Source organism: Pseudomonas sp. YA1 (assembly GCF_058680555.1).
This window is the reverse complement of the sequence record NZ_JBZWBG010000015.1, coordinates 82,313-101,426: the sequence shown is the minus strand read 5'-3', so window position 1 is coordinate 101,426 and position 19,114 is coordinate 82,313. Positions and strand designations below refer to the sequence as shown.

The 19,114-nt window shown below is 67.6% G+C and carries 19 protein-coding genes; 11 read left to right on the top strand and 8 right to left on the bottom strand.

Annotated elements, in window-relative coordinates; genetic code table 11:
- Positions 1-22: 22 nt before the first annotated feature.
- Positions 23-427 carry a ferric iron uptake transcriptional regulator gene (gene fur / locus AC4OR5_RS21535; protein ID WP_003095216.1) on the bottom strand — a complete coding sequence of 135 codons (405 nt, stop codon included), beginning with the start codon at positions 425-427 and terminating at the stop codon, positions 23-25.
- 97 nt (positions 428-524) lie between these two features.
- On the opposite strand from fur, the gene AC4OR5_RS21530 reads away from it, so the two are divergent.
- The gene (locus tag AC4OR5_RS21530) at positions 525-1,055 is read left to right on the top strand and encodes an outer membrane protein assembly factor BamE (RefSeq protein ID WP_003109323.1); all 531 of its coding nucleotides are present in this window, start codon (positions 525-527) and stop codon (positions 1,053-1,055) included.
- A gap of 67 nt (positions 1,056-1,122) precedes the next feature.
- On the opposite strand, the gene AC4OR5_RS21525 is transcribed toward AC4OR5_RS21530, so the two are convergent.
- Positions 1,123-1,428 carry an RnfH family protein gene (locus AC4OR5_RS21525; protein ID WP_004365388.1) on the bottom strand — a complete coding sequence of 102 codons (306 nt, stop codon included), beginning with the start codon at positions 1,426-1,428 and terminating at the stop codon, positions 1,123-1,125.
- Positions 1,421-1,855 carry a type II toxin-antitoxin system RatA family toxin gene (locus AC4OR5_RS21520; protein WP_003100497.1) on the bottom strand — a complete coding sequence of 145 codons (435 nt, stop codon included), beginning with the start codon at positions 1,853-1,855 and terminating at the stop codon, positions 1,421-1,423. The genes AC4OR5_RS21525 and AC4OR5_RS21520 overlap by 8 nt, the downstream gene beginning before the upstream one ends.
- Positions 1,856-2,129: 274 nt before the next feature.
- On the opposite strand from AC4OR5_RS21520, the gene smpB reads away from it, so the two are divergent.
- Positions 2,130-2,609, top strand: a complete 480-nt coding sequence (gene smpB, locus AC4OR5_RS21515; protein ID WP_003100496.1) for an SsrA-binding protein SmpB — start codon at positions 2,130-2,132, stop codon at positions 2,607-2,609.
- 22 nt (positions 2,610-2,631) lie between these two features.
- Here smpB and AC4OR5_RS21510 read toward each other — a convergent pair whose 3' ends face one another.
- On the bottom strand, positions 2,632-3,405 hold the full coding sequence (locus AC4OR5_RS21510) for an FCD domain-containing protein (protein ID WP_003095221.1): 774 nt from the start codon (positions 3,403-3,405) through the stop codon (positions 2,632-2,634).
- Positions 3,406-3,733: 328 nt separating this feature from the next.
- Here AC4OR5_RS21510 and AC4OR5_RS21505 point away from each other — a divergent pair, with 328 nt between their 5' ends.
- The 9 genes from AC4OR5_RS21505 (at position 3,734) to cueR (ending at position 15,300) form a co-directional block, all read left to right on the top strand.
- Positions 3,734-5,416, top strand: coding sequence for a lactate permease LctP family transporter (locus AC4OR5_RS21505; protein ID WP_058160328.1), 1,683 nt, complete (start codon positions 3,734-3,736; stop codon positions 5,414-5,416).
- 155 nt (positions 5,417-5,571) lie between these two features.
- Entirely contained in the window at positions 5,572-6,717 is a 1,146-nt protein-coding gene (lldD, locus tag AC4OR5_RS21500; RefSeq protein ID WP_003100494.1) for an FMN-dependent L-lactate dehydrogenase LldD, read from the top strand.
- Positions 6,718-6,783: 66 nt separating this feature from the next.
- Entirely contained in the window at positions 6,784-9,600 is a 2,817-nt protein-coding gene (locus AC4OR5_RS21495; protein ID WP_058160329.1) for an FAD-binding and (Fe-S)-binding domain-containing protein, read from the top strand.
- Between the two features lie 630 nt (positions 9,601-10,230).
- The gene (speD, locus tag AC4OR5_RS21490) at positions 10,231-10,713 is read left to right on the top strand and encodes an adenosylmethionine decarboxylase (RefSeq protein ID WP_023434625.1); all 483 of its coding nucleotides are present in this window, start codon (positions 10,231-10,233) and stop codon (positions 10,711-10,713) included.
- Complete coding sequence (locus tag AC4OR5_RS21485; RefSeq protein ID WP_016254383.1) at positions 10,713-11,840, top strand: fused MFS/spermidine synthase; 1,128 nt, start codon at positions 10,713-10,715, stop codon at positions 11,838-11,840. Before speD ends, AC4OR5_RS21485 begins: the two co-directional genes overlap by 1 nt.
- Before the next feature lie 2 nt (positions 11,841-11,842).
- Entirely contained in the window at positions 11,843-12,703 is an 861-nt protein-coding gene (locus tag AC4OR5_RS21480; protein WP_019485585.1) for an RMD1 family protein, read from the top strand.
- A 12-nt stretch (positions 12,704-12,715) separates the two neighbouring features.
- The gene (pmrA, locus tag AC4OR5_RS21475) at positions 12,716-13,381 is read left to right on the top strand and encodes a two-component system response regulator PrmA (RefSeq protein WP_003095244.1); all 666 of its coding nucleotides are present in this window, start codon (positions 12,716-12,718) and stop codon (positions 13,379-13,381) included.
- 23 nt (positions 13,382-13,404) lie between these two features.
- Positions 13,405-14,838: a two-component system sensor histidine kinase PmrB gene (gene pmrB, locus AC4OR5_RS21470; RefSeq protein ID WP_031639494.1), complete on the top strand. Its 1,434-nt coding sequence runs from the start codon at positions 13,405-13,407 to the stop codon at positions 14,836-14,838.
- Between the two features lie 63 nt (positions 14,839-14,901).
- On the top strand, positions 14,902-15,300 hold the full coding sequence (cueR, locus tag AC4OR5_RS21465) for a Cu(I)-responsive transcriptional regulator (protein WP_003095248.1): 399 nt from the start codon (positions 14,902-14,904) through the stop codon (positions 15,298-15,300).
- On the opposite strand, the gene AC4OR5_RS21460 is transcribed toward cueR, so the two are convergent.
- The 4 genes from AC4OR5_RS21460 to AC4OR5_RS21445 all read right to left on the bottom strand — a co-directional run bounded on the left by AC4OR5_RS21460 (position 15,269) and on the right by AC4OR5_RS21445 (position 19,013).
- Positions 15,269-15,835, bottom strand: a complete 567-nt coding sequence (locus AC4OR5_RS21460; RefSeq protein ID WP_003095249.1) for a nucleotidyltransferase family protein — start codon at positions 15,833-15,835, stop codon at positions 15,269-15,271. The two genes, cueR and AC4OR5_RS21460, sit on opposite strands and share 32 nt — an antisense overlap.
- Positions 15,832-16,725: an EamA family transporter gene (locus AC4OR5_RS21455; RefSeq protein ID WP_003095252.1), complete on the bottom strand. Its 894-nt coding sequence runs from the start codon at positions 16,723-16,725 to the stop codon at positions 15,832-15,834. The genes AC4OR5_RS21460 and AC4OR5_RS21455 overlap by 4 nt, the downstream gene beginning before the upstream one ends.
- 89 nt (positions 16,726-16,814) lie before the next feature.
- Entirely contained in the window at positions 16,815-17,708 is an 894-nt protein-coding gene (locus tag AC4OR5_RS21450; protein WP_058159914.1) for a PA4780 family RIO1-like protein kinase, read from the bottom strand.
- A gap of 123 nt (positions 17,709-17,831) precedes the next feature.
- Positions 17,832-19,013, bottom strand: coding sequence for a cyclic di-GMP phosphodiesterase (locus AC4OR5_RS21445; protein ID WP_003095256.1), 1,182 nt, complete (start codon positions 19,011-19,013; stop codon positions 17,832-17,834).
- Positions 19,014-19,114 lie beyond the last annotated feature (101 nt).

Genomic DNA, 19,114 nt, shown 5'->3' with positions numbered 1-19,114 from the left:
TTCGCATGGTACCGTTGCGCGACTACTTCTTCTTGCGCACGTAGAGCACCAGATTGTGATCGACCAGCTCGAAGCCGCGCTCGCGGACGATTTCCTTCTGGCGCTTCTCGATTTCCGCGTCCATGAACTCGATCACCTCGCCGGTATCGACGCAGACCATGTGGTCGTGGTGGCCGCTATCGGCGAGCTCGAACACGGCATGGCCGCCATCGAAGTTGTGACGCACCACCAGGCCGGCGGCCTCGAACTGGGTCAGCACCCGATAGACGGTTGCCAGGCCCACGTCCTCGCCTGCTTCCATCAGCGCCTTGTACACGTCTTCGGCGCTCATGTGGCGTTGCTCGGCCGAGTCGAGCATCTGCAGGATCTTGACCCGCGGCAGGGTCACTTTAAGGCCGGCTTTTCGAAGTTCGCTATTTTCAACCATGTCTGCTTTCTCAGCGCGGGATGTTTCGCAGTATCCCGGAATACGGGTATGATCGGGCTTTTATTTGCCCAGCCAAGATAGTGGAAGTCGCTCACCGATGCAAAACGCCAAGCTCATGCTGACCTGTCTCGCTTTCGCGGGGCTTGCCGCACTCGCCGGTTGCTCGTTTCCTGGCGTCTATAAAATCGACATCCAGCAAGGCAACGTCGTAACGCAGGACATGATAGACCAGTTGCGTCCCGGAATGACCCGACGCCAAGTGCGGTTTATCATGGGCAACCCGCTGATCGTCGATACCTTCCACGCCAATCGTTGGGACTACCTCTACAGCATCCAGCCGGGCGGCGGTCGTCGCCAGCAGGAACGCGTCAGCCTGTTCTTCAACGACAGCGACCAACTGGCCGGCCTGAACGGCGACTTCATGCCCGGCGTCAGCCGCGACGAAGCGATCCTCGGCAAGGAAGGCAGCACCACCGTCACCCAGCCGGCCGACCAGCAGAAACCGGAAGAGCAGAAGGAAGAGCCGCCGAAACCGGGCTCCACCCTGGAACAGCTCCAGCGCGAAGTGGACGAAGCCCAGCCGGTACCGGTTCCGACCCCCGAACCTTTGGACCCCAGCCCGCAATGACGGCTGGCGTTCCACGAAAAAGCCCGGCATTCGCCGGGCTTTTTCATTTCCGCAGGAAACCCCACGGCTAACCGCCTTCGCGCTCGCTCCGGGCCCGTGCGGCACGCTGCTTGCGCACCTCCTTGGGATCGGCGATCAACGGGCGGTAGATCTCCACCCGTTCGCCGGTCTCCAGCACCCGCTCCTCCGGGCGAGCCAGGAGCTTGCCGAAGATACCCAGCGGACAACCTTGCACATCCAGCCCTGGAAACGCCTCGGCGATGCCGGAGAGCAGCACGGCCTCGCGTGCGCTGGTACCTGCCGGCACGCTCAGGCGCAGTAACGCCTGTCGCTCCGGCAGCGCGTAGACCACCTCGACGGCGATCTCAGCCATAGAGTTGCTTGGCGCGCTGGCAGAACGCGTCGACCATGGTGTTGGCGGCCTGGGTGAACAGCGGCCCGAGGGTCGCCTTGACCAGCGGCCCGGCGTAATCGAAGGTCAGGTCGAGAGTGATCTTGCAGGCCTTCTCGCCCAGCGCCTTGAACTGCCAGACGCCATGCAGTTCGGTGAACGGTCCGTTTTCCAGGTTCATCTCGATGGAAGCTCCCGGCACCAGCACGTTGCGGGTGGTGAAGCGCTGGCTGAGGCTACCCTTGGCCACGGTCAGCTCGGCGCGCATCAGGCTTTCGCTCTCCTCCAGGACCTGGCTGGCCGAACACCAGGGCAGGAACTCCGGATAGCGCTTCACGTCGTTCACCAGATCGAACAGCGCACGGGCGGGATAAGGCAACAGCGCCGAACGCTGGATATGGGTGCTCATAGAACTCTCACTTCTGCTGTCGAGCGGGCGACTCCCCAAGCATAGCCGGCGGGACGGCGGCATCCGCCACGGCGGCGCGCTGCGCCCGTCGACCGGGGCCAGGGTTCGGCAGAAAAACGCTCAGCGCAGCCTGACGCCACTTGAAGACTTTTCTTACAAAACCTTGGCCAGCGGCCAGGAAAAGAGTGGGCATTGTCCGAAATTCACCTCTATCCCTCAAGCGCGACGCCGCCCCATAGCGGTGAAGCCGGCGACTCCCTATAATGCGCCGCCTATGGCTAAGCAGAAGAAACACCCTTCGGGGACCATCGCGCAGAACAAGAAGGCTCTGCACGACTATTTCATCGAACAACGCTTCGAGGCGGGCGTCGCCCTGGCGGGCTGGGAAGTGAAAAGCCTGCGCGCCGGCAAGGCCCAACTGGTCGACAGCTACGTGCTGCTCAAGGATGGCGAGGCCTGGCTGCTCGGCAGCCACATCACGCCCCTGACCACCGCCAGCACGCACGTGATCGCCGACCCGGTGCGCACGCGCAAGCTGCTGCTGCACAAGCGCGAACTGGGCAAGCTGTTCGGCGCCGTGCAACAGAAGGGCTACGCCTGCGTCGCCCTGTCGATGTACTGGAAGAAGCACCTGGTCAAGTGCGAGATCGCCCTGGCCAAGGGCAAGAAGGACTTCGACAAGCGCCACACCGAGAAGGAGCGCGACTCCGATCGGGAGATCCAGCGCGCCATGCGCCACGGCAAGGACGACTGAGCGCGTCCCTGCCCGCGCCTCGCTAGTCTTCCTGCACGCTGCGCCGGCGCTGCGAGCGCTTCATCCTGCGCGCCTCTTCCTGGACCTCCGCCAGGACCTCCTGCACATAGTGGATGTGCTGGTTGGACACCTCCCGGGCCAGCTCCGCCTGACCGCTGATGATCGCATCGTATAGGCGCTGGTGCTGCTCCATCAGTTGCGCGCGGGTTTCCGTGCGCTGCGCGTACATCCCGCCGATATTGGTCACCACGTTGCGCCGCAGCAAGTCGAACAGGCCCTTGATCGTGTGCAGCAGCACGGTGTTGTGGCTGGCCTCGGCGATCGCCAGGTGGAAGCGCGCGTCGGCGGCGCCCTCTTCCGCGCTGACCTGGTCGTTGCGCGCATAGCAGGCCTGGAGCGCCTCGAAGGCCTCGGTCAGGCGCTGGTGATCGAGGGAGGTCGCACGCAGCGCCGCGTAGTAGGCACAGGACCCTTCCAGCGTGTGGCGAAACTCCAGCAGGTCGCGCTGGGCCTCCGGGTTACCCTCCAGCAGGTGCAGCAGCGGATCGCTGAAAGTCGCGCCCAGCGATTCGGTCACATAGTTGCCGCCACCCTGGCGGCTGACCAGCAGCCCCTTCGCCACCAGTTTCTGGATCGCCTCGCGCAGCGACGGCCGGGAAACCCCGAACTGCTCGGCAAGCACGCGCTCGGCGGGCAGCCGCTCGCCGGACTTCAGCGTGCCCTCCAGGATCATCGCCTCCAGTTGCGCAACGATGTCATCCGACAGACGGCGCTGCCTGACCTGACCAAATTCCATATCCCGACACCCTTACCCGAAGTTTCGTCGCAAAGCCTCTGCCATGCGCCCAGCGCGAAAAAGAGAGGAAGCGTACCGAGCCGCTCCCCGCACCACAAGCGAGGCGCCACGAGCCCCGCACGAGCATCCTTAGACAAAAGTCGTAGACGGGCAAATTGACACGCCGAACGCTCGACTCTTAACCTGAGCGCTCGCTTTTGTAAATTGGTCTTACCAATTATGCGAGCTTTGCCAGGTTCGGCTGCCCAGCGCCCTTGCACACACAGGTCTTGGCGCGTGTCCGATCTGGTCACAGGCAAACCCAACAACAATTAGGGAGCCAACCCCCATGCAAGCCTGGCAACAACTCTATACCCCCCTGGGCAGTCTCGGCCTGTCGGCCGCCGCGGCCGTCATCCCGATCGTGTTCTTCTTCCTCGCCCTGGCGGTATTCCGCCTCAAGGGCCACATCGCCGGCAGCATCACCCTGGCGCTGGCCATCGCGGTGGCCATCTTCGCCTTCCACATGCCCGCCGACATGGCCTTCGCCGCCGCCGGCTACGGCTTCCTCTACGGTCTCTGGCCGATCGCCTGGATCATCGTCGCCGCGGTCTTCCTCTACAAACTGACGGTGAAGAGCGGCCAGTTCGAGGTGATCCGCAGCTCGGTGCTGTCGATTACCGGCGACCAGCGCCTGCAGGTACTGCTGATCGGCTTCTCCTTCGGGGCCTTCCTCGAAGGCGCCGCCGGTTTCGGCGCGCCGGTGGCGATCACCGCCGCCCTGCTCGTCGGCCTCGGCTTCAATCCGCTCTACGCCGCCGGCCTGTGCCTGATCGCCAACACTGCGCCGGTGGCCTTCGGCGCACTGGGCATCCCGATCATCGTCGCCGGCCAGGTGACCGGCATCGACGCCTTCAAGATCGGCGCCATGACCGGCCGCCAACTGCCGTTCCTGTCGATCCTGGTACCGTTCTGGCTGGTGTTCATGATGGACGGCTGGCGCGGCATCCGCGAAACCTGGCCGGCCGCCATCGTCGCCGGCGGCAGCTTCGCCATCACTCAGTACCTGACGTCCAACTTCATCGGCCCGGAGTTGCCGGACATCACCTCGGCACTGGTCAGCCTGGTCTCCCTGACCCTGTTCCTCAAGGTCTGGCAGCCGCAGGGCGCCAGCGAAGCGCTCGCCGCCAGCGGCGGCGCGGTCGTGGCCGGTGGCGGCTTCGGCGGGCAACGCAGCGTCGAACCGTCCGCCTACAGCTTCGGCGAGATCCTCAAGGCCTGGTCGCCGTTCCTGGTGCTCACCGTACTGGTGACCATCTGGACCCTGAAACCTTTCAAGGCCCTGTTCGCCCCGGGCGGCGAACTCTACTGGCTGGTGTTCAACTTCGCCATCCCGCACCTCGACCAACTGGTGATCAAGGGCGCGCCGATCGCCACCAGCGCCACGCCGATCGCCGCGGTATTCAAGTTCGACCCGATCTCCGCCACCGGCACGGCGATCTTCCTCTCGGCGCTGGTATCGATGTTCATCCTGCGCATCGGAGCGAAAATTGGTATTACCACTTTCAAGGAAGTCCTGGTGGAGCTGAAGTGGCCGATCCTGTCCATCGGCATGGTCCTGGCCTTCGCCTTCGTCACCAACTACTCGGGCATGTCCACCACCCTGGCCCTGGTCCTGGCCGGTACCGGCGCGGCGTTCCCGTTCTTCTCGCCGTTCCTCGGCTGGCTGGGGGTATTCCTGACCGGTTCGGATACGTCCTCCAACGCCTTGTTCAGCTCCCTGCAGTCGACCACCGCGCACCAGATCGGAGTCAGCGACACCCTGCTGGTGGCCGCCAATACCAGCGGCGGCGTGACCGGCAAGATGATCTCCCCGCAATCCATCGCCGTGGCCTGTGCCGCGACCGGGATGGTCGGCAAGGAATCCGACCTGTTCCGCTTCACCCTGAAGCACAGCCTGATCTTCGCCGCGCTGGTCGGACTGATCACCCTGGCCCAGGCATACCTATTCACCGGCATGCTGGTGCACTGACCGCGCCCTGATCGGCCGCGCGTCGGCGATACTGCGCAGGAAATGGTCCGGGGGAGACTCGCCTACGATCGTAGGCCCGGCTCCCTTGGCCATTTCCGCCGTGTCCCGCTCCACTGCGCTCGATGCAAAACCTTTCGACACAACGGAAGAGCCCAATGATCATTTCCGCTTCCACCGACTACCGCGCCGCCGCCCAACGCAAGCTGCCGCCGTTCCTCTTCCACTACATCGACGGCGGCGCCTACGCCGAGTACACCCTGCGCCGCAACGTCGAGGACCTGTCGGCCATCGCCCTGCGTCAGCGGGTGCTGAAGAACATGTCCGAGCTGAGCCTGGAGACCCGCCTGTTCGACGAGACCCTGGCGATGCCGGTGGCGCTCGCCCCGGTCGGTCTCACCGGCATGTACGCCCGCCGCGGCGAGGTCCAGGCGGCGCGCGCGGCGGCGGCGAAGGGCGTGCCCTTCACCCTGTCGACGGTATCGGTGTGCCCCATCGAGGAGGTCGCCCCGGCCATCGACCGGCCGATGTGGTTCCAGCTCTACGTGCTGAAGGACCGCGGCTTCATGCGCAACGCCCTGGAGCGGGCCAAGGCCGCCGGCGTCACCACCCTGGTGTTCACCGTCGACATGCCGGTCCCCGGCGCCCGCTACCGCGACGCCCATTCCGGCATGAGCGGCCCCTACGCCGCGCCGCGCCGCATCCTGCAAGCCATGACCCACCCGGCCTGGGCCTGGGACGTCGGCCTGCTGGGCAAGCCCCACGACCTCGGCAACATCTCCGCCTACCGCGGCAACCCGACCGGACTGGAGGACTACATCGGCTGGCTGGGCGCCAACTTCGACCCGTCGATTTCCTGGAAGGACCTGGAGTGGATCCGCGAGTTCTGGGACGGCCCGATGGTGATCAAGGGCATCCTCGACCCCGAGGATGCCAGGGATGCGGTGAAGTTCGGCGCCGACGGCATCGTCGTCTCCAACCACGGCGGCCGCCAGCTCGACGGCGTGCTGTCCAGCGCCCGCGCGCTGCCGGCGATCGCCGACGCGGTGAAGGGCGAACTGGCGATCCTTGCCGACTCCGGCATCCGCACCGGTCTCGACGTGGTGCGGATGATCGCCCTCGGCGCCGACAGCGTGCTGCTCGGCCGCGCCTTCGTCTACGCCCTGGCCGCCGCCGGCGAGGCCGGGGTGCGCAACCTGCTCGAACTGATCGAAAAGGAAATGCGCGTGGCCATGGTCCTCACCGGGGCCAAGTCGATCGGCGAGATCAGCGCCGACTCGCTGGTCCGCGAACTGGGCGCCTGAGACGCCCGCCAGAAAAGCCTGAAAACGCCCGGGGCGTGACCGTCGTCCCAGGGCCGAGGAAAGCCGATGAGCCTGCCGATTCCCTTTCTCGAGACCGTCGAGCGGCTGATACCGCGCGAACGCCGCTTCGACGACCCGCTGTCGACCCTGGCCTTCGGCACCGACGCCAGTTTCTACCGGTTGATTCCCAAGCTGGTGCTGCGCGTCGAAAGCGAGGACGAGGTCGCCGCGATCCTATCCGCCGCCTACCGCGAGCAGGTCCCGGTGACCTTCCGCGCCGCCGGCACCAGCCTCTCCGGCCAGGCCATCAGCGACTCGGTGCTGCTCGTCCTCGGCGACAACTGGAACGGCCGGGAAATCCGCGCCGACGGCGCGCAGATCCGCCTGCAGCCGGGTGTCATCGGCGCCCAGGCGAACGCCTGGCTGGCGCCGTTCGGCCGCAAGATCGGTCCCGACCCGGCCTCGATCAACGCCTGCAAGATCGGCGGCATCGTCGCCAACAACGCCAGCGGCATGTGCTGCGGCACCGCGCAGAACAGCTACCACACCCTTGCCGGCCTGCGCCTGCTGCTGGCCGACGGCACCCGCCTGGACAGCGAGGACCCGGCCAGCGTCGCGGCCTTCCGCGCCAGCCACGGCGAGCTGCTGGAACGGCTCGCCGAACTCGGCCGCGAGACCCGCGCCAACGCCGAACTGGCCGCGAAGATCCGCCACAAGTACCGGCTGAAGAACACCACCGGCCTGTCGCTGAACGCGCTGGTCGACTACGACGAGCCGCTGGACATCCTCACCCACCTGATGGTCGGCTCCGAGGGCACCCTCGGCTTCATCAGCGCGGTGACCTACGACACCGTCCCGGAACACCCGCACAAGGCCTCGGCGCTGCTGGTTTTCCCCACGGTGGAAACCTGCTGCACGGCGGTCGCGGTGCTCAAGCGCCAGCCGGTCTCGGCGGTGGAACTGCTCGATCGGCGCAGCCTGCGCTCAGTGGAGAACATGCAGGGCATGCCGGAATGGGTGAAGAGCCTTTCCGCCGGTGCCTGCGCCCTGCTCATCGAGTCCCGCGCGGCGAGCCGCACGCTGCTGCACGAACAGCTCGGGCGGATCATGGCCTCCATCGCCGAATATCCGCTGGAGAAGCAGGTCGACTTCAGCGAAGACCCGGCGGTCTACAACCAGCTCTGGCGCATCCGCAAGGACACCTTCCCGGCTGTCGGTGCAGTGCGCGAGACCGGCACCACGGTGATCATCGAGGACGTCACCTTCCCCGTCGAACGACTGGCCGAGGGAGTCAACCGCCTGATCGAGCTGTTCGACAAGCACCGCTACGATGAGGCGATCCTCTTCGGCCACGCGCTGGAGGGCAACCTGCACTTCGTCTTCACCCAGGGCTTCGACTCGCCCGAGCAGATCGCCCGCTACTCGGCGTTCATGGACGACGTGGCGCACCTGGTGGCGGTGGAGTACGGCGGCTCGCTGAAAGCCGAGCATGGCACCGGGCGCAACATGGCGCCGTTCGTCGAACTGGAGTGGGGCGAGGACGCCTATCGCTTGATGTGGCAGCTCAAGCGCCTGCTCGACCCGCGCGGCATCCTCAACCCGGGCGTGGTCCTCAGCGACGACCCGCAGAGCCACCTGAAGAACCTCAAGCCGCTGCCGGCCGCCGACGAGATCGTCGACAAGTGCATCGAGTGCGGCTTCTGCGAACCGGTCTGCCCGTCGCGCGGACTGACCCTCACGCCACGCCAGCGCATCGTCCTGTGGCGCGACATCCAGGCGAAGAAGCGCGCCGGCGTCGACACCACGGCGCTGGAGCGCGACTACCGCTACCAGGGCATCGACACCTGCGCCGCCACCGGCCTATGCGCCCAGCGCTGTCCTGTGAACATCAACACCGGCGAGCTGATCCGCAAGCTGCGCGGCGCCGACGCCCGCCACGCCGAAGGCGCCACCTGGCTGGCGCGCAACTTTGCCGGCGCCATGCGCGCTGCGCGCTTCGCCCTGCTCGCTACCGACGCTGCCCGGCGCCTGCTTGGCGCGCCCCTGCTGGCCAGGGCCAGCCGCGGCCTCAGCCAGGCCAGCGGCGGCCGCGTGCCGCAATGGACGCCGGCGCTGCCGCAGCCGGTACGCCTGGCGCCGCCGCCCGCCCCGCTCGACGACGAGCGGCCACGGGTGGTCTATCTCGCCGCCTGCGTCTCGCGCGCCATGGGCCCGGCCTTCGGCGACGAAGAGCGCGAGCCGCTGCTGGACAAGACCCGTCGTCTGCTGGAAAAGGCCGGCTACCAGGTGGTATTCCCGGATAGCCTGGACAACCTCTGCTGCGGCCAGCCGTTCGCGTCCAAGGGGTATGCGAAGCAGGCCGACGACAAGCGCGACGAGCTGCTCGCCGCCCTGCTCCAGGCCAGCCGCGGCGGCCTCGACCCGATCTACTGCGACACCAGCCCCTGCACCCTGCGCCTGGTCCAGGGTCTGGACGATCCGCGGCTGCAGATCCACGACCCGGTGAAATTCATCCGCAGTCACCTGCTCGATCGCCTGGAGTTCATCCCGCAGGACAAACCGGTAGCGGTGCACGTCACCTGCAGCACCCAGCACCTCGGCGAGAGCCAGGCGCTGATCGACCTGGTCGGCCGCTGCACCCGCGAGGTGGTGATCCCGGAAGGCATTCACTGCTGCGGCTTCGCCGGCGACAAGGGCTTCACCACGCCGGAACTGAACGCTCACTCCCTGCGCAGCCTGAAGGATGCCGTGCAGTTCTGCGAGGAAGGCGTATCCACCAGCCGTACCTGCGAGATCGGCCTCAGCGAGCACGGCGGGATCGACTACCGCGGGGTGGTCTACCTGGTGGACCGGGTGACGCAGGCGAAGGGCGCGCCTCGGTAGGGCGAATAACCGCTCGCGGTTATCCGCCGGGCCATGCTCCGCAAAAGCGGCGGATAGCGCCGCTGGCGCTATTCGCCCTACGTCACGACTCCCACCGGTAGAGCGAATAACCGCTCGCGGTTATCCGCCGGGCCATGCTCCGCAAAAGCGGCGGATAGCGCCGCTGGCGCTATTCGCCCTACGTCACGACTCTCACCGGTAGGGCGAATAACCGCTCGCGGTTATCCGCCGGGCCATACTCCGCAGAAGCGGCGGATAGCGCCGCTGGCGCTATTCGCCCTACGTCACGACTCTCACCGGTAGGGCGAATAACCGCCTCTCGGTTATTCGCCGGGCCATGCTCCGCAGAAGCGGCGGATAGCGCCGCTGGCGCTATTCGCCCTACGTCACGACTCTCACCGGTAGGGCGAATAACCGCTCGCGGTTATCCGCCGGGCCATGCTCCGCAGAAACGGCGGATAGCGCCGCTGGCGCTATTCGCCCTACGTCCGGCGAAATGGGGCTCCGGCGTCGTCGGCCCGCGCCGGGGCGGGCAAAAAATCCGTCGTTAAGCACCTCTTAAGTCAGCCGCGCCTATCGTGCCTTCCACCGCGAGGACATCCCTCGCCGAAACGGAAGCAGGAGGCCTTCATGGCAATTCAACCGTTGCGACTCGATCCGATCACCGTGCTCGGCAAGCAACTGGTCATCGAGCTGTTCGACTGCGTCGACCAGCGCTTCGACGATATCCAGTGGATCGAGGAAAGCATGCTCGAGGCCGCCCGCCAGGCCAACGCCACCATCATCACCTCGGCGTTCCACAAGTTCAGCCCGATCGGCATCTCCGGCGTGGTGGTGATCGCCGAATCGCACCTGGCGATCCATACCTGGCCGGAGTACGGCTACGCCGCGGTCGACGTGTTCACCTGCGGCGACGTGCTCGATGGCGCCCAGGCCGTGCGCGTGCTCAGCGAACGCCTGGGCAGCCGTCGGCACCTGATCTCGAGCATGGACCGCGGCCTCGGCGGCCATCGCCTGGGGCTGCTCAGCCGCAGCCTGGCCGGCAATGGCCCGGTCGACGAAGACAGCCCGACCCTGCGCTGGGCGCTGGGCCAGGGCACGGGGGTGGTCTGATGGATACGCCGATCGAACGCGCCCCGCTGGCTCCCGACCTGAGCCAGGCCCGTTACGCCGTCGACCTCACCGGCCTGGTGCCGGCGGAGGTCGCCGCCGGGCTGCCGCCGCTGCCGCCGAACCACTTCTATTTCTATCCGCCGGACCCGCTGCTGGAAGGCGACGGCGCGATCACCGCGATCGAGGACAGCGACCCCTTCGACCAGTACGTCTACCGCCTGCGCCGGGTGCTCTACCAGGGCCGCACGCGCTGGCAGAACGTGCTGATCGCCGACACCTACAACTACGACCGCGTGCTGATGCTCGACGGCGCGATCCAGAGCGCCGAGAGCGATGAGTCGCTGTACCACGAGCTGCTGGTGCAGCCGGCCATGCTCGCCCACGACGAGCCGCGCGACGTACTGATCATCGGCGGCGGCGAAGGCGCCACCCTGCGCGAGGTGCTGTCCCATGCCAGCGTGCGGCGGGCGGTGATGGTCGATCTCGACCGGGAGCTGGTGGAACTGTGCCGTGAGCACCTGTTCCAGTGGCACCAGGGCGCCTTCGACGACCCGCGCTGCGAACTGCTCGCCGAGGACGGCCGGGCCTATCTCGAGCGCGACCCGTCGCTCTACGACGTGGTCATCATCGATGTCGTCGACATGCTCGACAACGGCCCGGCCCAGGCCCTCTATACCCGCCAGTTCTACGAGCTGCTGCATTCGCGCCTGCGACCGGGCGGGGTGGTCGCGGTGCAGGGACTGGAGTTCTCCCACAGCGACGACAAGCCCCACGCGGCCCTCGCCCGCACCCTGCGCAGTGTCTTCTCCCAGGTCCACAGCTACCGCGCCACGGTGCCCTCGTTCCTCTCCTCCTGGGGCTTCCTGTTGGCTTCCGACTGGCTCGACGCGAACCACTGGCAGGCCGAGGACATCGACCGACGCATCGAACGCAAGCTCGGCCCGCTGTGGCTCGACCACCTCGACGGCGACTACCTCAAGGCCTGCTTCGTGATGGACCGGGAAACCCGCTTCCTGCTCGCCCAGCCGGGACCGGTACTGGAAGACGGCGTACCCTTCGTCGCACCGCCGGATATCGAGGAGATCGAGTTCGGCCCGGCACAATTGCCGGCCCTGGCGAGGACCTGAAGATGTCCGCCGCTCCCCTGGCCAGCGTACCGCTGGCCGTCAACCGCGCGCCCTGCCTGCTGCACCGGGTACGCTTCCGCTCCGCCGCGGACAGCGGCGGCCTGCCGCTGCTGGCCACCCTGCGCGATCCGCAGCCGGCGCTGGCAGTCCTGGCACAACGCATCGAGCTGAGCGAAGACGCGGAACTGCCGGAGACCGCCGTCGACGACGAGCTGCTGGTGATCTTCGCCAACGCCGGGCTACAGACCGGGCACGCCTGGCGCCAGCGCCTGGAAGCCTGGATGGCCGCCGGCGAGGACGAGCGCCAGCCGACCCTGGAAGCGCCCTCGTTCGGCGAGCGAGTGCTGTGGCGCCCCGGCCGCGCGCTGGTCATCGGCAATCCCGAACGCTGCCGGGAGCTGCTCGAAGGCCTGGCCGTCTTCGCCTGGCACGAAGGTCACCTGCGGCGCCTGGAAGACGAGACCGCGGCGGCCTGGGAACCGGCCCAGGCCGATGTCGAACTGACCCAGCTACCGCGCCGCGCCGCCCTGCGGCGCCAGGAACATGTGAACCGGCAGGTACGACGCACTACACTCTGGCGCATGGCCTACGCCCGCCTGGAGTCGCACCTGGAGAAGCCGCCGCTGCAACTGAACGGCGCGGTGCGCCGGCTCTACAACGAACTGGCCATGCAGGCCGAAGTGCACGATCGCCTGGCGACCCTGGACGACCGCATCGAAGTGCTGCAGGACCTCTACGAACTGGCCGCCGACCGCCTCGGCGAATACCGTTACTTCCGGGGCGAACTGCGGGTCGAATGGCTGATCGTCGCCATCCTCCTGCTGGAGGCCGGCCTGAGCCTGTGGGAATTGTGGAATCACTGAAACGAGGCTGCCATGAGAATACTGCTGGCCGAGGACGACCTGCTGCTCGGCGACGGCATCCGCGCCGGGCTGCGCCTGGAAGGCGATACCGTGGAATGGGTGACCGACGGCGTGGCCGCGGAGAACGCGCTGGTCACCGACGAGTTCGACCTGCTGGTGCTCGACATCGGCCTGCCGCGCCGCAGCGGCCTGGACATCCTGCGCAACCTGCGTCACCAGGGCCGGCTCACCCCGGTGCTGCTGCTCACCGCGCGGGACAAGGTGGCCGACCGGGTCGCCGGGCTCGACAGCGGTGCCGACGACTACCTGACCAAGCCCTTCGATCTCGACGAACTGCAGGCGCGGGTGCGCGCCCTGACCCGCCGCACCACCGGCCGCGCCCTGCCGCAACTGGTGCACGGCGAGCTGCGCCTGGACCCGGCGACCCACCAGGTGACCCTGTCCGGCCAGGCGGTGGAACTGGCGCCGCGCGAATACGCACTGCTGCGCCTGCTGCTGGAGAACAGCGGCAAGGTGCTCTCGCGCAACCAACTGGAGCAGAGCCTCTACGGCTGGAGCGGCGACGTCGAGAGCAACGCCATCGAAGTCCACGTCCACCACCTGCGGCGCAAGCTCGGCAACCAGTTGATCCGCACCGTCCGCGGCATCGGCTACGGCATCGACCAGCCGGCGCCCTGAAAACCGCCTACCGGAGTCCCCCGATGTCCCGTGCCGCCGTCCCCTCCGTCCGCCGGCGCCTGCTGGTCAACCTGCTGGTCGGCTTCGTGCTGTGCTGGCTGAGCGTGGCGGCGCTGACCTACCACCTCTCGCTGAAGCAGGTGAACCGACTGTTCGACGACGACATGGTGGACTTCGGCGAAGCCGCCCTGCGCCTGCTCGACCTTGCCACCGAAGACCAGGCCAGCGAGGACGGCTCGATCACCGAGATCATCGAACGCAGCCGCGAAGCGATCCAGGGTCTACCCCTGCTGCGCCGCGAAAGCGCCCTCGGCTACGCCCTGTGGCGCGACGGCCAGCCGCTGCTGTCGAGCCTCAACCTGCCGCCGGAGATCACGACCCAGGGCCCCGGCTTCAGCACCGTGGAAGCCCAGGGCACCCACTGGCGGGTGCTCCAGCTGAACATCGACGGCTTCCAGATCTGGATCAGCGAAAACCTGATCTACCGCCAGCACACCATGAACCTGCTGCTGTTCTACTCGCTGTTCCCGCTGCTGCTGGCGCTGCCGTTGCTCGGCGGCCTGGTCTGGTTCGGCGTTGCCCGCGGCCTGGCGCCGCTACGCGAAGTGCAGGCCGAGGTCCAGCAGCGCTCCGCGCGACACCTGCAGCCGATCGCGGTGGAGGCGGTGCCGCTGGAGATCCGCGGCCTCATCGACGAACTCAACCTCCTGCTCGAGCGCCTGCGCACCGCCCTCGAGGCCGAACGCCGACTGACCAGCGACGCCGCCCATGAGATCCGCACGCCGCTGGCCAGCCTGCGCACCCATGCCCAGGTCGCGCTGCGTTCGGAAGACCCCAAGGCCCACGCCCGCGGCCTGCTGCAAGTCAGTCGCAGCGTCGAGCGGATCAGCACCTTGATGGAGCAGATCCTGCTTCTCGCCCGCCTCGACGGCGACGCCCTGCTGGAGCAATTCCACCCGGTCAACCTCGCCACCCTGGCCGAAGACGTACTCTCCGAACTGGCGCGCCAGGCCATCGACAAGGACATCGAGCTGTCGTTGCACCAGGAGACCGTGCACGTGATGGGCATCGACCTGTGGCTGAAGGCGATGGTCGGCAACCTGGTGGGCAACGCCCTGCGCTACACACCGGCCGGGGGCCAGGTCGAGATCCGCGTCGAGAATCGCGCCCAGCACGCCGTGCTGCGGGTGCGCGACAACGGCCCCGGGGTCGCCCTGGAAGAGCAGCAGGCGATCTTCACCCGCTTCTACCGCAGCCCCGCCACCAGCAGCGGCGAGGGCAGCGGCCTGGGCCTGCCGATCGTCAAGCGCATCGTCGAACTGCACTTCGGCAGTATCGGCCTGGGCAAGGGACTGGAGGGCAAAGGGCTGGAAGTACAGGTGTTCCTGCCGAAGACCCAGCCGGACGCGACGCGGCCGCCGGCCAGAGGTCCGGACAGCGGGCGGTCACATATCTGATAGCCTGCGCATTGGCCGGGAAAGGGATAGGCTAGCGGCTTCGCAACCTCCCAGGAGACCCGGATGAATATCGGTGAAGCGGCGAAGAAAAGCGGACTGACGCCGAAGATGATCCGTTACTACGAGTCCATCGAGCTGCTCCGCCCGGCCGGACGCAGTGCCAGCGGCTACCGCCACTACAACGAGAACGACCTGCATACCCTGGCGTTCATCCGCCGTTCGCGGGACCTCGGTTTCTCCCTCGACGAAGTCGGCAAGCTGCTCACCCTCTGGCAGGATCGCCAGCGCGCCAGTGCCGACGTCAAGGCCCTGGCGGCGCAGCACGTGCGCGAGCTGAACCGCAAGATCGAGGAACTCAGCACCCTGCGCGACACCCTGCAGGACCTGGTCGAGCACTGCCAGGGCGACCACCGCCCCGACTGCCCGATCCTCAAGGACCTGGCGTCTGGCTGCTGCCACTGATATCCAGCAGCGGCCAGCGCGCCGTCCAGTTCTTCTCCCGCAGGCGCCGCCGGTAGACCTCCGGCTTGCCGGCGAAATGCGCGGTGGGCCGCACCTTCAGCGCCAGCAGGTCGTCGACGCCCAGCGGCGCCAGTAGCTCCAGGCGTTCGCCGACGAGTCGCAGCGCCACCGCCGTGCACGTTTCCGCCCAGTGGCACAGCGCATCGGCGCAATCCCGGTAGGGCCGGTCGCCGTTGCGCAGGTGCATGCGCGCCTGGTTCTTCACCGACCAGGGCGCCTCGCAGCGACGGCGCAACGCGGCCTCGAAGTCGGCGTCGACCTGTGGGTCTAGGGCCCGCGGGGCGAAATGAAGTACGTCGATGTCCGCCAGCGGCGTGGCTTCGCCGTAGCCATGCAGATGGTCCCATACCGCGTTGCGCACGAAACCGGCGCCGATCCAGGCGCCCTCCGGGCCGACCTCGCGCAGCACGCGGAGCAGATGCAGGCGCGAGGAATCGGCGGCGATCAGCGCGAGGATGTCTTCCGCCGTTTTCATCCCAACCGCCGCACCGGCCAGGCGAAGCGTCGCAGCAGGCTGGCCGGCAACAGGGTGATGGCCAGCCCGACGAACACCAGCGCGCAGGCCAGCAGGCTGTCCAGGTCGAGGCGTTCGCCGAGCAGCAGCCAGCCGGCGAGCATGCCCGACACCGGCACCGCCAGGGCGAACGGGGTCACCAGGCTGGCCGGGTAGTGGCGCAGGAGGAAACTCCAGATGGCGAAGCCCACCGTGGTCGCGCCGAAGGCGATGTAGAGCAGCGCGCCGAAGCCGCCCCAGCTCATGTTCAGCACGGCGCGCTCGATGGCGTGCGGACCTTCGAATACATAGGAAAGCGCCAGCAGCGGCAACGGCGGGACCAGGCTGACCCAGCAGATCAGGCGCAGCATGTCGGTGGCCCCGGAACGCTTGGTGGCGATGTTGGCGAAGGACCAGGCCAGCGCCGCGGCGACCACCAGCAGGAATGCCAGCAGGCTGTCTCCCAGCGGCCGCTCCAGGCCGATCAGGACCAGCCCCGCCGCCGCCAGCAGGAGGCCGAACAACCCGCGCGGCGAGGGCCGCTCGCCCAGCCACAGGGCGGCGATGAGGATGGTGAAGAATACCTGGCTCTGCAGCACCAGCGACGACAGCCCGGCCGGCATGCCCTGGGCCATGCCGACGAACAGCAGGCCGAACTTGACCACTCCGAGGAGCACGCCGATCAGCAGGATGCGTCCGAACGGCGCCGGCATCGGCCCGCGCAGGACCAGCAGCGGCAGCGCCGCCAGGGCGAAGCGCAGGGCGCAGAACAGCAGTGGCGGGAAGTCGCCGAGGCCGACCTTGATCACGACGAAGTTCAGACCCCAGATCAGGGTCACCAGCAGGGCGAGCAGGATATGTGCAACAGGCATGGCGGCCTCCGGAAAACCTCAAGCCACGCTAGCAGTTGCGCGCGCAAGGGTCGCGATACAGTTGGCGGGAAAAAATATCCGCCAGCCGCTCACTGCAACCAGGGCGGCGGCGGTTCCTCGCGCTCGCCACGCGGCGCGTCGTCGGCCTGGCGCAGCGCCTGGCGACGCGCCTCCTCGCGCTGCGCGGCCTCGATCTCGCGGAGCACCGCGCGCACGTCGGCGGCCTCTTCGGCTTCGACGAAGGTGCCGCTGAGCGGGGTTTCCGCTGTCAGCTCGCCGGCTTCGTAGAGCGCCCACATTTCCTTGGCATAGCGGGTCTGCCTGAGTTCCGGGGCGAAGCGGCCGAAGTAGGCGGCCATGTTGCCGACGTCGCGTTCGAGCATGCTGAACGCATGGTTGTTGCCGGCCGCGTCGACCGCCTGCGGCAAGTCGATGATCACCGGGCCATCCGGATCGAGCAGGACGTTGAACTCGGAGAGGTCGCCGTGCACCAGGCCGGCGCAGAGCATGGCGACGATCTGGCGGATCAGGAAAGCGTGGTGGCGCCGTGCCTCGTCGGGCTCCAGCGTCACGTCGTTGAGACGCGGCGCAGCATCGCCGTCGGCGTCCGCCACCAGTTCCATCAGCAACACGCCATCGAGGAAATCATAGGGCTTCGGCACCCGCACACCGGCCCCGGCGAGACGGAACAGGGCCGCCACTTCGGCATTCTGCCAGGCTTCCTCCTGTTCGCGGCGGCCATACTTCGAGCCCTTGGCCATGGCCCGCGCCTGGCGGCTGTTGCGGACCTTGCGGCCCTCCTGGTACTCGGCGGCCTGGCGGAAGCTGCGCTTGTTGGCCTCCTTGTAGACCTTGGCGCAACGCAGGCTGTCGCCGCAACGCACCACATAGACCGAGGCTTCCTTGCCGCTCATCAGCGGGCGCACGACCTCGTCGATCAGACCGTCTTCGATCAACGGTTCCAGGCGTCTGGGTGTCTTCATCGGTGCTACGCGGTTCCTCGGGGCCAATGTGGAAGGCAAAGGGTCTGACGTTATACGGCAAACGCCGTGCCGAGCACAGCCGGACGCGCCGGCTTTCCGCCGGACTGCGCACCGATCGGCGTACTAGGCTGGTGGCGCGGTGAGTTCGATGCTTTCCGCCACCGCCTGTTCCAGCCGCTGCATCTCCACGTCCAGCGCCTCGGCGCTGTCGGCGTAGCGCTGGGCAACCTCGGCGAAAGCGTCGGCCACGGCGACGAAGGCCTCCACCAGCCGTGGGTCGAATTCACTGTCGGCGCCGGCCTGGATCAACAGCACTGCCTCGGCGTGCGCCAGCGGCGGCCGGTAGGCGTGCCGGCTGGTCAGTTCATCGTAGCGGTCGGCCAGGGCGACGATCCGCGCCGCCAGGGGAATCCGCTCGCCCGCCAGGCCCTCCGGAAAGCCCCGGCCATCCCAGCGTTCGTGATGGCTGTAGGCGATCTGCCGGGCGAAGCGGAGGAACCCGGAAGGCTGGCCGAGCCGCCGCTCGGCGCTGGCCAGGGCGTCGCGCCCGGCGCGGGTATGGCCCTGTAGCAGGGCGGTGTCGGCGGCGTCCAGTTGCCCGGGGTTGAGCAGGACCCGGTCGGGCACCGCGACCTTGCCGATGTCATGCAACAGCGCCGACTTGCTCAGCAGGTCGACAGCCTCCGGAGTCAGCTCGTCGGCGAACGCCCTCTGCGCCGCCAGGTGCTCGGCGAGCAGCCTGACATAGCGCTCGATACGCGGAAGATGGCGGCTGCGCGGGTTGTCGCGAAGATCGCCAAGGGTCGCCAGGGCTTCGATGACGGCGTCCTGCAACTGTTGCAGCTGGCGCGTGCGACGGCGTACTTCGAGTTCCAGGTATTCGCTCTTGTCGCGCAGGAAATCGGCATTGGCCTTCAGTTGCAGGTGGGTGCGCACCCGCGCCAGGACGATCGGCGGGCTCACCGGCTTGCCCAGGTAATCCACCGCGCCCAGGGCCAGGCCCTGTTGCTCGTCGTCACGATCGGCGCGGGCAGTAAGGAACATCAACGGGATGTCGCGGGTCAGCGGATCGGCCTTGAGCCGTCGGCAGACCTCGTAGCCGTCCATGCCCGGCATGTTCACGTCGAGCAGGATCAGGTCCGGGCGCGGCTCTTCGACGGCCGCCCGCAGCCCGGCCGGGCCGCTGCCGGCGGTGCGCACGCGGTACTGCTCCTCGAGCAGCTCGCGCATCAGCAGCAGGTTGTCCGGGGTGTCGTCCACCACCAGCACGAGTTCCTGCTCGGGCCTGTCCAGCATGCTCTCCATCGCCCCTCCGGCCTTCGCTACGGGGCCGCCTGGCGGCGACCGTCACTCCGTATTGAAGACGCTGGAGACGACTTCTGCACGCCCGGTCAGGCGCCCGGGGC

What these genes read in the sequence shown, in the direction of transcription:
- fur (WP_003095216.1), bottom strand. Translation starts at nt 427, where the DNA reads ATGGTTGAAAATAGCGAACTTCGAAAAGCCGGCCTTAAAGTGACCCTG.
- AC4OR5_RS21450 (WP_058159914.1), bottom strand. Translation starts at nt 17,708, where the DNA reads ATGAAGACACCCAGACGCCTGGAACCGTTGATCGAAGACGGTCTGATC.
- AC4OR5_RS21520 (WP_003100497.1), bottom strand. Translation starts at nt 1,855, where the DNA reads ATGAGCACCCATATCCAGCGTTCGGCGCTGTTGCCTTATCCCGCCCGT.
- pmrA (WP_003095244.1), top strand. Translation starts at nt 12,716, where the DNA reads ATGAGAATACTGCTGGCCGAGGACGACCTGCTGCTCGGCGACGGCATC.
- smpB (WP_003100496.1), top strand. Translation starts at nt 2,130, where the DNA reads ATGGCTAAGCAGAAGAAACACCCTTCGGGGACCATCGCGCAGAACAAG.
- lldD (WP_003100494.1), top strand. Translation starts at nt 5,572, where the DNA reads ATGATCATTTCCGCTTCCACCGACTACCGCGCCGCCGCCCAACGCAAG.
- AC4OR5_RS21480 (WP_019485585.1), top strand. Translation starts at nt 11,843, where the DNA reads ATGTCCGCCGCTCCCCTGGCCAGCGTACCGCTGGCCGTCAACCGCGCG.
- AC4OR5_RS21510 (WP_003095221.1), bottom strand. Translation starts at nt 3,405, where the DNA reads ATGGAATTTGGTCAGGTCAGGCAGCGCCGTCTGTCGGATGACATCGTT.
- pmrB (WP_031639494.1), top strand. Translation starts at nt 13,405, where the DNA reads ATGTCCCGTGCCGCCGTCCCCTCCGTCCGCCGGCGCCTGCTGGTCAAC.
- AC4OR5_RS21445 (WP_003095256.1), bottom strand. Translation starts at nt 19,013, where the DNA reads ATGGAGAGCATGCTGGACAGGCCCGAGCAGGAACTCGTGCTGGTGGTG.
- AC4OR5_RS21455 (WP_003095252.1), bottom strand. Translation starts at nt 16,725, where the DNA reads ATGCCTGTTGCACATATCCTGCTCGCCCTGCTGGTGACCCTGATCTGG.
- AC4OR5_RS21485 (WP_016254383.1), top strand. Translation starts at nt 10,713, where the DNA reads ATGGATACGCCGATCGAACGCGCCCCGCTGGCTCCCGACCTGAGCCAG.
- AC4OR5_RS21525 (WP_004365388.1), bottom strand. Translation starts at nt 1,428, where the DNA reads ATGGCTGAGATCGCCGTCGAGGTGGTCTACGCGCTGCCGGAGCGACAG.
- cueR (WP_003095248.1), top strand. Translation starts at nt 14,902, where the DNA reads ATGAATATCGGTGAAGCGGCGAAGAAAAGCGGACTGACGCCGAAGATG.
- AC4OR5_RS21505 (WP_058160328.1), top strand. Translation starts at nt 3,734, where the DNA reads ATGCAAGCCTGGCAACAACTCTATACCCCCCTGGGCAGTCTCGGCCTG.
- speD (WP_023434625.1), top strand. Translation starts at nt 10,231, where the DNA reads ATGGCAATTCAACCGTTGCGACTCGATCCGATCACCGTGCTCGGCAAG.
- AC4OR5_RS21495 (WP_058160329.1), top strand. Translation starts at nt 6,784, where the DNA reads ATGAGCCTGCCGATTCCCTTTCTCGAGACCGTCGAGCGGCTGATACCG.
- AC4OR5_RS21460 (WP_003095249.1), bottom strand. Translation starts at nt 15,835, where the DNA reads ATGAAAACGGCGGAAGACATCCTCGCGCTGATCGCCGCCGATTCCTCG.
- AC4OR5_RS21530 (WP_003109323.1), top strand. Translation starts at nt 525, where the DNA reads ATGCAAAACGCCAAGCTCATGCTGACCTGTCTCGCTTTCGCGGGGCTT.